At 45.9% G+C, this 12,161-nt stretch carries 12 protein-coding genes and 1 tRNA gene; 5 read left to right on the top strand and 8 right to left on the bottom strand.

Annotated features, from left to right (window positions below):
• Positions 1 to 11: 11 nt before the first annotated feature.
• The 4 genes from ABJ081_02775 to sppA all read right to left on the bottom strand — a co-directional run bounded on the left by ABJ081_02775 (position 12) and on the right by sppA (position 2,237).
• A complete protein-coding gene (locus ABJ081_02775) occupies positions 12 to 251 on the bottom strand; it encodes a DUF6732 family protein (GenBank protein ID MEP6355581.1) in 240 nt (79 codons plus the stop codon).
• 219 nt (positions 252 to 470) lie between these two features.
• The gene (locus ABJ081_02770) at positions 471 to 821 is read right to left on the bottom strand and encodes a lipopolysaccharide assembly protein LapA domain-containing protein (GenBank protein MEP6355580.1); all 351 of its coding nucleotides are present in this window, start codon (positions 819 to 821) and stop codon (positions 471 to 473) included.
• Positions 822 to 941: 120 nt separating this feature from the next.
• On the bottom strand, positions 942 to 1,220 hold the full coding sequence (ihfB, locus tag ABJ081_02765; protein MEP6355579.1) for an integration host factor subunit beta: 279 nt from the start codon (positions 1,218 to 1,220) through the stop codon (positions 942 to 944).
• A 42-nt stretch (positions 1,221 to 1,262) separates the two neighbouring features.
• A complete protein-coding gene (gene sppA, locus ABJ081_02760; GenBank protein MEP6355578.1) occupies positions 1,263 to 2,237 on the bottom strand; it encodes a signal peptide peptidase SppA in 975 nt (324 codons plus the stop codon).
• Positions 2,238 to 2,370: 133 nt separating this feature from the next.
• Here sppA and ABJ081_02755 point away from each other — a divergent pair, with 133 nt between their 5' ends.
• The gene (locus ABJ081_02755; GenBank protein ID MEP6355577.1) at positions 2,371 to 3,315 is read left to right on the top strand and encodes a glyoxylate/hydroxypyruvate reductase A; all 945 of its coding nucleotides are present in this window, start codon (positions 2,371 to 2,373) and stop codon (positions 3,313 to 3,315) included.
• A gap of 10 nt (positions 3,316 to 3,325) precedes the next feature.
• Here the strand turns inward: ABJ081_02755 and pabB are convergent, their stop codons facing one another.
• The 4 genes from pabB to aroA form a co-directional block, all read right to left on the bottom strand.
• Positions 3,326 to 5,146 carry an aminodeoxychorismate synthase component I gene (gene pabB, locus ABJ081_02750; GenBank protein ID MEP6355576.1) on the bottom strand — a complete coding sequence of 607 codons (1,821 nt, stop codon included), beginning with the start codon at positions 5,144 to 5,146 and terminating at the stop codon, positions 3,326 to 3,328.
• 146 nt (positions 5,147 to 5,292) lie between these two features.
• The gene (rpsA, locus tag ABJ081_02745) at positions 5,293 to 6,996 is read right to left on the bottom strand and encodes a 30S ribosomal protein S1 (protein MEP6355575.1); all 1,704 of its coding nucleotides are present in this window, start codon (positions 6,994 to 6,996) and stop codon (positions 5,293 to 5,295) included.
• A gap of 208 nt (positions 6,997 to 7,204) precedes the next feature.
• Positions 7,205 to 7,843 (bottom strand): (d)CMP kinase, encoded by a 639-nt coding sequence (cmk, locus tag ABJ081_02740; protein ID MEP6355574.1) that lies wholly within the window; start codon positions 7,841 to 7,843, stop codon positions 7,205 to 7,207.
• A complete protein-coding gene (gene aroA, locus ABJ081_02735) occupies positions 7,840 to 9,147 on the bottom strand; it encodes a 3-phosphoshikimate 1-carboxyvinyltransferase (GenBank protein MEP6355573.1) in 1,308 nt (435 codons plus the stop codon). The genes cmk and aroA overlap by 4 nt, the downstream gene beginning before the upstream one ends.
• Before the next feature lie 285 nt (positions 9,148 to 9,432).
• On the opposite strand from aroA, the gene ABJ081_02730 reads away from it, so the two are divergent.
• The 4 genes from ABJ081_02730 (at position 9,433) to ABJ081_02715 (ending at position 12,153) form a co-directional block, all read left to right on the top strand.
• Positions 9,433 to 9,861 carry a TIGR02300 family protein gene (locus ABJ081_02730; GenBank protein ID MEP6355572.1) on the top strand — a complete coding sequence of 143 codons (429 nt, stop codon included), beginning with the start codon at positions 9,433 to 9,435 and terminating at the stop codon, positions 9,859 to 9,861.
• A 120-nt stretch (positions 9,862 to 9,981) separates the two neighbouring features.
• Positions 9,982 to 10,057: transfer RNA gene (locus tag ABJ081_02725), tRNA-Ala, on the top strand.
• Positions 10,058 to 10,160: 103 nt separating this feature from the next.
• Positions 10,161 to 11,600, top strand: a complete 1,440-nt coding sequence (locus ABJ081_02720; GenBank protein MEP6355571.1) for a pilus assembly protein TadG-related protein — start codon at positions 10,161 to 10,163, stop codon at positions 11,598 to 11,600.
• 4 nt (positions 11,601 to 11,604) lie between these two features.
• Positions 11,605 to 12,153, top strand: coding sequence for a TadE/TadG family type IV pilus assembly protein (locus ABJ081_02715; GenBank protein MEP6355570.1), 549 nt, complete (start codon positions 11,605 to 11,607; stop codon positions 12,151 to 12,153).
• Positions 12,154 to 12,161 lie beyond the last annotated feature (8 nt).

Genomic DNA, 12,161 nt, shown 5'->3' with positions numbered 1-12,161 from the left:
AGGCAAACATATTAAGCGGGATTTATTGCGGGTTCTAACTCTGCATCGGCTTGTGCTTTTTCAGCTTCTGGCTCGATTTTCGTGCTTTCTTTTGCGCCCTTGGCAATAAGACCGGCAAGGAGCCCCGCGGCAATTGTTGCGCCGATTACGATGATATGGCCATGTCCGGCCACTTCACCCACATGCCCAATATGGGCAAAAGCCGGTGACGCAAGCACAAAGGTGCACACAATGAATAGGGTGGTTCGCATATTACCTCTCAGTGCCTAATTAAGCCCCCGGATTGGGTCAGCCGCTTTAGGCGTTCGCTCCAGCCGCACTTTGTGTACGGCACTGATTGTCGTTACTATAAACGTCTTTTAGCCCAAGCTTCCAGTATTGTTTAGATAAATTTGCCCGCAATCGAATTTTATTTGCGCTCACGTGTAGAGACGTTGAGGGCTAATCAAAGCGCAGTGCTTAAAGCGGTTTTAAGAGGCCTTTTGTGTCAGCAAGATATTTGAAGTATTAGCAGCCACGGCGGCTGTCTGCGTCTTTGCTGTTTTTGCTTCATGTCGTGCTTTGGCAGCCTCAAATTTCTGGTCCCGCGCTTCTTTGCGGAAACGGCCCTGTTTCATCCAGACGACAAACCCGCCGATTGCCACTCCAATGAAAAGGCTGGCAAAAATAAGCCAAAACAGCGGCAGTGATAATGAAATAGCAGGATCTGTTGCGCTGAATGGATCAAAGGAGAGTGTGACCACATTGCGGTTTGCTACCGAAATTGCAATCAAGAAAATAGCAAGAGGCGCGAAGACCAGAAATTGTATAAGGCGTTTCATATCATAACCAACTTATTTTCAATTTATTACGACGCATTGTCTGAGCGCATAATACTCTAGCGTTCAATGCGCCATTGGTCAAAACGTTGTTCTGTTTATTTTTGCTATGTTTGTGATCAATTATGTGTTCATACGCTCGCGCATTTCTTTGCCAGTCTTGAAAAATGGCGTATATTTTTCCTCAACTTTTACTTGGGCACCAGTGCGCGGGTTCCTGCCAACGCGTGCAGGTCTATGCTTAACAGAGAAAGCCCCAAACCCTCTCAGTTCTACACGATCACCCCGTGCCATGGCTTCGGATATCTCGTCTAATATTGCATTAACAATTGCTTCTACATCGCGATGAAAAAGATGCGGATTCTGATCTGCTAATTTTTGAACTAATTCTGATTTTATCAATTTTTCCCCTCCAAAAAAGATAATCTAAATTATTTTACATCTCTATTGGTCAATCTGCCAAACTGACAAAAACCCGTCAAGGTGAATATTTTGTTGTATTGCAATGTGGTTTTCGCCCAAATCGAACAAAGCAGACAATCCAAAGTTGGATAGAAGACCATTCAATGCGGCTCGTGCTAGAAGGAAGTCCTGCTGCGGTTTGCTCAAAGACCATTCGATAATCTCCAAATCTTTCGATATCTTTTTTTCTTTGATCAACCATTTTATGGCGATGTCCTCGCCGCCGATTGCATCAATGAGTTTGTTATCTAGGGCCTGTTTGCCAGTAAAAACGGACCCGTTCAGCAGATTCCCGGCCTGATTTTCAGAAAACCCACGCCGTTTGCGGACGAGATCTGCAAACCAAGTATATGTATCAAGCAGCATACTCTCCAGCATAACGCGGGCTTCTGGCGGCGTTTCATTGAAAGGTGAAGGCTCGGCTTTAAGCGGAGATGATTTGATCTCCTCCATTTTAACGCCAATTGTATCCAGCAACTTAGTTGCATTTGGATATTGCATGATGACGCCAATAGAACCCACGATTGATGTGCGCGGTGCGACAATATGGTCAGAAGCGATTGCGACCATATATCCAGCTGAGGCAGCCAATGTACCGATACTGGAGACGGTTGGTTTTTTAGTGCCTATTTCACGAAATGCATTATGCAGCGCTTCGCCGCCAACAGTTGTGCCACCGGGTGAATCAACCGCGATGATGACAGCTTTAACATTTTTATCTTCGCGAATTTGCTTTAGTTGTTTCATCGCGTAGCGACTATTGCTTATAAATCCCGATATTGGGACGCGAGCGATATGTGGGCTACTCTTTTTTAGGCTTGTCCCAGATGAAACCGCGATGGCGCCAAAAAAAGCAACCAATGCAACGCCTATTGCAATGAACGATACAAGCCGCCAAACGGTTATTTTACGACGCATCCGGCGTCGGTCCAGAATATAATCAGGGTCAGTATTCATTGCTATCCTCTTATAGATTTAATCGTGCTAACAGTTAGACTCTATTGTCAAGCATCATAAAGGCATGACAAGTCACTGTTTTGATATGAGAAGATAATTTATCCGCATTTTATGCCTTAATGGAACAGCAATCATGACTAAAACGATAGCTTTCATATCTCAGTCCTCAAAAGAAGCTCAAAATGCCTGGCTTGAAGTTGTCAGCAGAGCTTTACCAGAAGAGAATCTCGTCTTTTTTGAGAGTCTGACGATGGCACAGAGAGAAAAAATTGAATTAGCCATCGTTGCTGATCCAAATCCTGATGATCTCAAATCATTGACCTCATTGAAATGGGTGCAATCGCTTTGGGCCGGTGTTGAGAAAATCGCTGGCCAATTGAGCAACGCTCCTTTCAAGGTCGTACGGTTGCAAGATCCTGAAATGGCATTGAAAATGGCGGAAGCAGTGGTCGCTTGGAGCCTTTATCTGCATCGCGATATGCCACTCTATGCTCAACAGCAGCGGCAAAAAATATGGAAAGAACAGGTCCATGCACGAGCAGGTGGTCGTCATATTGGTTTGATTGGGCTTGGTCATCTTGGCTTGGAGGCGGCAAAAGCGCTGAGCCAGCTGCATTTCCAAGTTTCTGGTTGGAGTCGCACAAAAAAGTCGATTGATGGCATCACCTGTTATGCTGGGGAGGGCGGTTTGCTGGATATGCTGTCAAAAGTGGATATAGCAGTTTGTCTCATTCCCTTAACGCCACAAACACGTCATTTGATCAATTCTGAGCGCTTGAATGCCATGCAGTCTGGTGCGCAGATCATCAATTTTGCTCGTGGTGGGATTGTTGACATGGATGCTTTGCTGACAGCTCTTGATCGGGGGCATATCAAACATGCGGTTCTTGATGTCTTTGATGTTGAGCCTTTGCCCTCAACATCCCCTCTTTGGGCGCATCCATCCATTACAGTTTTACCGCATATTTCAGGCCCGACTAACCTTGAGACAGCCTCAAAAATCGTCGCACGAAATATTCGCAATTATCGCAAGACGGGTGAAATTCCTAGAAGCGTGGATATGGGGCGCGGTTATTAGGGCCAAGACCCTAATCTAATCGATGGGTAAAATGCTCCATCTCGTATGCAGGTTGTAGTCCGCGCACAGAATTGCCCAGATAAATAGCGCTGGCGTTGTTCAAGGCATCTTCAGTCAGCAGAGCTTCTTTCGCTTTGCCTGTTTCAAGAAGGTGAGCCCGCAATGTGCCCGGCAAGAGACCGCTAGATAGGGGCGGGGTGAGTAATTCTCCGTCAATTTCAAGGAATATATTGGTGCGGCTTCCTTCACATAGTTCGCCGCGTTCATTGATATAGACGACCTCGCCAGCCTTTTGGGTGTCAGAATAGAGCGCAAATTCTTGATCATAGAGGGCGCGTCTGGTTGTTTTGTGCTTAAGGAAGATATCATCTGCCTTCAATCGCGTTGGCGAGATGATGAATTGCAAACTTTCAGGCGGCACGCTTGGTTCAGTGGGAAGGAGGGCTTTGGTGACAGACAAAGCCCCTTTACGGTCTAGGACAAGACGCACACGTAATCTTTCATGCTTATGACCGCTTGTTTCTTCCTCAAGCAATTGAAGGGCGTCTTTTGTGACAAAAGGAAAATCAAAATGCTCGGCAGATTTTTTCATGCGGGCCATATGATAATCCAAAAGCCAAAACCTGTCTGTTCTATCAAAGAGCATTGTTTCAAAAAGCTGAAAATCATCCATGACGTCGTTTAAAAACCTCATTTTTAAGATGGCTTCGCTATATTCTTTATCCGCGACACTGTCGGCAACTATGCCAGAACCAATTCCGATTTCACCACGTCCATTGGCTTGAATAACAGCGGTTCTGATCGCAACATTAAAGTTCATGTCTCGATTAGGCGAAATATGGCCGATAGAGCCGCAATAAACGCCGCGAGACGCGCTTTCAAGCTCATGGATTAATTCCATCGCTCTGATTTTGGGTGCGCCTGTGATGGAACCTGCTGGAAAGAGCAATGTCATAATATCTGAAAAACTCGTGTTTTCGATCAATGTTCCTTCAACGCCAGATGTCATTTGGTGTAAAGTTGGATAGGTTTCCACGCTGAAAAGGTCGGGTACTTTAACGCTGCCGACTTTGGCAATGCGGCTGATGTCGTTGCGCATTAAATCAACAATCATTAGGTTTTCAGCGCGTTGTTTCCCGTCAAATTTTAATCGATCATGGGCGACTTTATCATCGGTGGGTGTTTGGCCGCGTGATTGCGTCCCTTTCATCGGGCGGGTCGAAATTTTAGTACCTTCACGCTTTAAGAAAAGCTCAGGCGAAAGGGATAGCACCGAAAAATCGGGCGTCTTAATTAAGGCGCCATGGCTGACAGGCTGGGCATCGCGCAAGATACGGTAAAGTGCCGCTGGGTCGCCTTCTATTTCAAAATCTGCATTAAACGTCAGGTTCATCTGATAGATATCACCCGCTTCGATCATTTGTTTTACAACATCAAAACGCTCAACATATGTCTCTTGTGAAATCCTTGGGGTGGGTGGGGTTATAACACTATAATCAGCGCTATTTTTGGCCAACCATTCGGCGGATTGTTCTGCATTTAATGTGCGCGGCTCATTGAAAAGACCAAACCATAAAAGCGGCAAAGGGTTTTGGCTCTTTTGTTTGTCGTTCAGGCGTTGCTCAAAAGCATAACCCAGTTCATATGATAAAAAGCCTGCCGCCCACTGGCCGTCATCAAGGCCTTTTTCTATTTGTTTGAATGAGTCGGCAATATCAGCATGGTCTGCGCCTGCCGTGATAATCTTTTGCGGCGCGCTGAAGAGTAAGGATGTACCATTCAGCACATCATCCATCAAAACATGGATCGTGTTTAAATCTGCGTCATGCATTGTTTTGCCTGAACTAAAGTGCGCTATGCCGCTCTACCATTGGTCAAGCTGTTTCACAATGATGGTTTCATCTAAACAAGAAAAAGCCCAGCCTATTATTAGGCCGGGCTTTCAGTATTTTGTTAAGTCAAAAGGCGAGGCGGTATTTAGCCGTCGTCATCTTGTCCTTTTAAAGCGGCACCCAGAATATCACCGAGTGATGCACCTGAATCAGATGATCCATACTGCTTAACCGCTTCTTTTTCTTCAGCGATTTCAAGCGCTTTGATGGAGACCGATACTTTGCGTGTCTTTTTGTCGAAATTGGTGATGCGTGCATCAACTTTTTCGCCAACGGAGAAACGCTCAGGGCGCTGGCCATCGCGATCGCGGGACAAATCGGCACGGCGAATGAAGGCCTGCAAATCTGTTTCTGCGATCTTAACGTCCAGACCACCGTCTTTGACTTCAAGAATTTCACAGGTAACAACTGCATTCTTGCGAATGTCGCCGGCTTCAGCCGCCTCAGCGAATTTATCACCGGTGAGTTGTTTCACACCAAGTGAAATACGCTCTTTCTCGATATCCACATCAAGTACAACAGCTTTCACCATGTCGCCCTTGTTATAGTCCTCAATGGCTTCTTCGCCAGTGCGGTTCCAGTCAAGATCAGACAAGTGGACCATGCCGTCGACGTCGCCATCAAGACCGATGAAGAGACCGAACTCGGTTTTGTTTTTCACTTCGCCTTCAACTTCTTTGCCAACAGGGAATTGCTCAGAAAAATCTTCCCATGGGTTTGACAATGTCTGTTTGAGGCCCAGAGAAATGCGTCGTTTTGACTGATCAACTTCCAGAACCATCACTTCCACTTCCTGAGAAGTGGCGACGATTTTACCTGGATGAACATTTTTCTTGGTCCATGACATTTCTGAAACGTGGATCAAGCCTTCAATGCCTGCTTCCAGCTCAACAAAAGCACCGTAATCAGTGATGTTTGTCACGCGGCCAGTGAATTTTGCTTCAAGCGGATATTTGCTTTCAATGCCATCCCATGGATCGCTATGCAGCTGTTTCATGCCAAGTGAAATACGGTGTGTTTCTTGATTGATGCGAACGATCTGTACTTTCACAGCCTCACCGATAGTGAGTACTTCTGAAGGATGGTTGATACGACGCCATGCAATGTCAGTGACATGCAGCAGGCCGTCAATACCACCAAGATCAACGAAGGCACCATAATCAGTGATGTTTTTGACAATACCTTCGATAACCTGACCTTCGGCAAGGTTTTGTACAAGCTCTGAACGTTGTTCTGCGCGTGTCTCTTCGAGAACAGAACGACGGGATACAACGATATTACCGCGACGCTTATCCATTTTCAAAATAAGGAACGGCTGTGAGTTGTTCATCAAGGGCGCCACATCACGGATAGGACGGATGTCCACCTGTGAGCGCGGCAAGAAGGCAATCGCGCCATCAAGGTCAACTGTAAAGCCGCCTTTGACAGAATTGAAAATCTGGCCATTCACTTTTTCGCCTTTTTCAAAGGCAACTTCAAGTTTGATCCAGCTTTCTTCGCGGCGCGCTTTTTCACGTGATAGAACAGCTTCACCGAGAGCGTTTTCAACGCGCTCAACATATACTTCCACGGTATCGCCGACGTTCAAATCGCCGTCACGATACATGGAACCAAATTCTTTAACCGGGATACGTCCCTCGGTTTTCAGGCCAACGTCAACGACGGCCAAATCTTTTTCAAACGCAACAATCTTGCCGCGCAATACACTGCCTTCGATGGGAAGGTCTGTTGCCATAGATGCTTCAAAGAGGCTTGCAAAGTCCTCAGTGGATGGATTCAATTCGCTCATAAATGCTCCTAAAGAGCCGAAAGACCGCCATATAACATTGCAATAATATTGTGATGTGGGTCGTATCGACTTAACGCCAGCGGGTTTGTGTTTCAGATCAAGTGCATATCAGCGGTCGATTAAGACCTTGCTTAAAAAGCAGCCAGCGTATTCAGGCTGATAGCACTCAGGTTTTGTTTTCGACGGTTTGCTACTATGTGCGATATCGTTACGCTGATCTTAAGCGCGACTGTTCGACATGGTCACAAGCTGTCTGGAACGCCGTTTCTATATCCATTTTAGTCGTATCAATCAAGTGGGCATCTGCTGTAATCGTCAAAGGAGCGTCTTTGCGGTTTTGATCGCGTTCGTCGCGTTTCATGATATTGGCCAGAATTTCATCAAAAGAAGTCTTGCCGCCTTTGCTTTCAGTTTCAAGAAAACGTCGTTTTGCGCGCACTTCAGCGCTTGCGGTCACAAATAGCTTCACATCGGCGTCGGGACAGATAACAGTGGCAATATCCCGCCCATCCAAAACCGTGCCTGGTTCTTGTTTGGCAAAATTCTGCTGTGCTTCAAAAAGGGCTGCGCGCACCATGGGCATAACGGCAACTTTTGAGGCTGCGTCGCCAACTGCATGGGCTGATAGGGTTTCCCGATCTAGTTTTGAAAGATCAAGGCCATAGGCGACATCTGCGGCGCGTTTTTCATCGTCAAGGCGTGAGCCAAGCGCTAAAAGCTCGGCCGCCGTTGCGCGATATAAAAGACCGGTATCAAGATGGTGGTATTTGTACTTTTCTGAAATCCGTCGCGCCAAGGTACCTTTGCCAGAGGCTGCAGGACCATCAATAGCAATGACAAATGTCATGAAAGCCGCGCCCCAAGGTCACTCATCAGCGTTGCAAAGCTTGGAAAACTGGTTGCAATATGTGTGGTGTCATCAACACGAATAGCTTCATTCGAGGCAAGCCCCATAACAAGAAAAGACATGGCAATGCGGTGATCCATATGGACGGCGACTTGGCCTCCGCCTTTGACTGATCCGCCAGTAACACTCAAAGTATCTTCACCCTCAACGCATTCCACGCCATTGGCCTCAAGCCCGCGCGCGGTCACCGCGAGACGGTCGCATTCTTTGACCCTGAGTTCTTCAAGACCATTCATAATTGTTGTGCCTTGAGCAAAACTCGCGGCAACAGCGAGCACCGGATATTCATCTATCATAAAGGGCGCGCGACTGGCGGGTACGCTGACGCTTTTGAGCGAGGAATATCTCACCCGCACATCGCCTACCGTTTCGCCACCATTTTCGCGTTTGTTGAGAATCTCAATATGAGCACCCATTTCAAGCAGTGTTTCAATAAGCCCTGTTCGGGTTTTATTGAGCAGCATATTTTCAATAGTGACATCAGAACCGGGAACAATAAGGGCAGCAACCAGCGGAAAAGCCGATGAAGAAGGGTCGCCTGGCACATCGATATCTTGGGGCTTCAATTTAGGTTGACCTTGAAGGCGAATGGTTCGGGTTCCATCTTCAGCGGTCTCGACAGTGAGATCCGCGCCAAAGCCTTGCAACATTTTTTCTGTATGATCGCGCGTCATCACAGGTTCAATAACCGTGGTGATGCCTGGTGAACCAAGTCCCGCCAACAGAACTGCGGATTTTACCTGCGCAGACGGCATTGGCACGCGGTATTCAAGTGGCAGTACAATGTCAGGCCCTTTGAGGGTCAAAGGCAGTTTGTCACCAGAGTGAGCAATAACTTGTAAGCCCATTTCTCGCAAAGGGTTTAAGATTCGTCCCATTGGTCGCGACGAGAGTGATGCATCACCAGTGAATGTGCAGGAAATGCCTGAGCCTGCGACCAAACCCATGCAAAGTCGAGAGCCTGTGCCGGCGTTTCCAAAATCAAGCGGCTGATTTGGTTCCAAAAATCCACCAACGCCCAAACCATTCACGCGCCATGTGCCGTCATTATCTCGTATAACTCGGCTGCCTAATGCGCGCATTGCGTCTGCTGTTGCAATCACATCATCTGATTCCAAAAGGCCTTTGATCGTTGTCTCACCAATGGCGAGTGCGCCAAACATGAGCGAGCGGTGGGAAATTGATTTATCTCCAGGCACACGAATGACGCCAGACAACCCTTTGCTGATGGGTGATGAGGTCATAGGGGTGAGTGCATGCGCTGAAACGGCAGCGGCGCCATTTTGAGTGTTCATAGTATTCAACTGAGCAATAAGTGGTTATTTTCGGCCTTCATTTACCACGCAGTTTTAGCAACGTCACTATCTGAGATCGCTTTGAGCTATTATTATTGACTTAGAATCGAAGTATTATGCTTTTTTTCTATTTAATGTCCCTAAACATTGAATTTGACTTTGACAGTCGTGCGCTTGCAGTTTAACTAGCCTCAATTCCATACATTTGGTCATTATTAGATTTAAGAGGTTCCCGTGGCGACACCAGAAGCAGGCACAAAGCGCGTTTGTCCCGAAAGCGGCAAAAAGTTTTACGATCTGAACAAAGACCCCATCATTTCACCCTACACCGGTGAATCCTATCCTCTCTCTTTCTTTGAAGCAGAAAAAGCTGAAGCGACAAAAGCCAGCGAGAAAGATAAACCTGCTGAAAAAGATAAAGCTGAATCCGATGATGATGACGATGATGAAGTTGTCGCAGATGATGCAGTAGAAATCGTCACGCTTGAAGATGCTGATGCGGAAGTGGCTGGTGACAGCGACATTCCAGACCTTGATGACGACGACGAATCTGAAATCAAACTCGCTGATGATGACGATGATACATTTCTTGTCACAGACGACGAGGATGACGATGTCAGTGATTTAATCGTTGATGCTGATGATGAAGACAAAGATGTCTAGCATCATTTGATGTTAAGGCTGCCATAGTGCTTGATTTTGTAATATGGCGGTCATAAGACGGTCATGTTGGTTTTACCAGCATTACGAAGACGCTGGAGCCATGCGGCTCCAGACTTGGTCGGGGCCTTAGCTCAGCTGGGAGAGCGCTTCGCTGGCAGCGAAGAGGTCAGGGGTTCGATTCCCCTAGGCTCCACCAAATTTTCTCCTTAAATATTTAAATAAATTTTCCGTGAAAATTAATAGACTTTCAATTAAGTCAAATTAAATATGGGCGTTAGCAAGAAGAATGAGTTTTGCGTATGAATATGCGTAAAATCATTCTAGGAATTAAACGTTATATTGGAATTTTCATGAAAAAAGCTTCTAAGTTTTATCGAAATATTTCTGGAAATTTCGCAATATTGACCGCTGTCGCCTTTGTTCCTGTAGCCTTTATGATTGGAGGCGCCGTCGATGTTTTTCAATTTACAACGACGAAGACGACATTACAAAATGCCACGGAAGCCGCTGCGCTTGCCGCCGCCTCTCTTAACAATAAACAAAACGCAAACTTAGAGCAAATCGCCAATGAATATGTCGTCGCAAACCTTCCTGAGGGAGACTTTTTTTCTAACGTGGTCACAAACGTTAATGCAGTAACAATCAGTAGTTCTGAAAGAGAAATTGAAATCACTGCAAGTCTAGATCTTGATCTACCATTTTTTAGATTTATCGGGATTAAAGACAGCATAGCAACAGCTGAATCGACTGCTATTCAGGCCGAAACCGGTTTTGAAATCGCACTGTCACTCGACATTTCTCTGTCTATGGATGGCGACAGGATTGCAGCACTCGAAGAAGCTACAAAAGATTTCATTGAGCTAATACTAAAAGGACAGGCTAATACTTCTATTAGCCTCATTCCTTTCGGCGGCAGCGTTAATGTTGGTTCCCAACTTTTCAACGAATACGCCTATGAAAATTCAAACGCGATTGTGGATCCTTCCCAGAGCCAATATTTCATAGAAGAAAATGTCCCTTTTAATGCTTTCCGTTTTAGTGAAGGGGATAATTGCCTTGAATATACACAAGATGATTTTTCTGATGAATTGCTCGCGGCCAATTCTCATTCGCAATTGCCTAATTTCACAGCTTTTAGGTTGCGTGGCCCTTGGTGCCCAGTATCTGATTCAGAAATAATGCTAAACTCAAATGATGCAGCGGCTTTGAGCCAAAGAGTTGCAACCATGGGTAATCAGTTGTCTGCGGGAACAGCAACGGATATTGGTGCCTTGTGGGGAGCGAAAGTTTTGTCTCCAAAGTGGCGCGGCAAGCTTGGCGGTGATTTTCCCAACCGTCCTGCCGAGTATGACGATACCAGCATTACCAAAATTTTTATTCTGATGGCTGATGGAGGGGTTACGGAACAAATCCGCCCTCAAAGCACCATAACGAGCTCGAATGTACAGCTTAATAATGGATCTCGCCCCAGACAAACAATCGTAGAAGAAGGCAACTTAACTGACCCCGCGTCAGATAATACAGCCTTCGGCCACCTCAAGAAAACCTGTGATGAGATGGCAGGAAATGGCGTCAGAATTTATGCGATTGGATTTAAAATCACAAATACTGAGGACATCACCACACTGCAGAATTGCGTTGCTAATGGGGGGGCTTATTTTTCTGTTCAATCTCTAGATTTAGCCCAAGCGTTTGAGGCTATCAGGACATCCATTTCTGCACTTCGCATTTCAGGTTAAGAACATGTTTTTATGCAAATTTAAAAAGAAAACTGAGCCTTTTGTTAAGTCGGAAAGCGGTGTAACTGCGATAGAATTTGCGCTCCTCGCACCTGTGTTTTTTATAATCGTCATATCAATCCTCGAAGTCGGCTATACCTTTAGCAAAGTCGCCATGTTGAATTATTCGGTGTCGGTTGCAACGAAGGATATATACATAGGTAAGGCCTCAAACAACGAAATCACCCATGATAAGATAGAACAAAATATATGTGACAACATGTCTGTATTGGCTGGATCGAATTGTACCGAAAACTTGTTGTTAGAATTGATAACCATTAATGACGTAACAGACCTTCCGAATGATAATGCGCAATGCCGAGATGAAGCACTGAACATTAATCCGGTTGTGCAATTTGATCCTGGGGGGTCGTCTGAAACAGTGTTCATGCGTGTTTGTTTTTTGACAAATGTCTTAGTTCCTGGGATTGGGTTTGGGCTTCAATTGCCCTTAGAAGCATCGGGTAAATATGCAATCATAGCTTCTTCAGCCTTTGTAAATGAACCGTTTTGATTGGCATT

The sequence above is a fragment of the Hyphomicrobiales bacterium genome (assembly GCA_039989895.1).
GTDB lineage: Bacteria > Pseudomonadota > Alphaproteobacteria > Rhizobiales > JACESI01 > JACESI01.
The sequence above is the reverse complement of the archived record's forward strand: the minus strand, read 5'-3'. Positions and strand labels throughout refer to the sequence as shown.

Excerpts from the sequence above, each read along its gene's own strand:
- ABJ081_02775 (MEP6355581.1), bottom strand. The coding sequence starts at position 251 with ATGCGAACCACCCTATTCATTGTGTGCACCTTTGTGCTTGCGTCACCG.
- ABJ081_02770 (MEP6355580.1), bottom strand. The coding sequence starts at position 821 with ATGAAACGCCTTATACAATTTCTGGTCTTCGCGCCTCTTGCTATTTTC.
- sppA (MEP6355578.1), bottom strand. The coding sequence starts at position 2,237 with ATGAATACTGACCCTGATTATATTCTGGACCGACGCCGGATGCGTCGT.
- ABJ081_02755 (MEP6355577.1), top strand. The coding sequence starts at position 2,371 with ATGACTAAAACGATAGCTTTCATATCTCAGTCCTCAAAAGAAGCTCAA.
- pabB (MEP6355576.1), bottom strand. The coding sequence starts at position 5,146 with ATGCATGACGCAGATTTAAACACGATCCATGTTTTGATGGATGATGTG.
- rpsA (MEP6355575.1), bottom strand. The coding sequence starts at position 6,996 with ATGAGCGAATTGAATCCATCCACTGAGGACTTTGCAAGCCTCTTTGAA.
- cmk (MEP6355574.1), bottom strand. The coding sequence starts at position 7,843 with ATGACATTTGTCATTGCTATTGATGGTCCTGCAGCCTCTGGCAAAGGT.
- aroA (MEP6355573.1), bottom strand. The coding sequence starts at position 9,147 with ATGACCTCATCACCCATCAGCAAAGGGTTGTCTGGCGTCATTCGTGTG.
- ABJ081_02720 (MEP6355571.1), top strand. The coding sequence starts at position 10,161 with ATGAATATGCGTAAAATCATTCTAGGAATTAAACGTTATATTGGAATT.
- ABJ081_02715 (MEP6355570.1), top strand. The coding sequence starts at position 11,605 with ATGTTTTTATGCAAATTTAAAAAGAAAACTGAGCCTTTTGTTAAGTCG.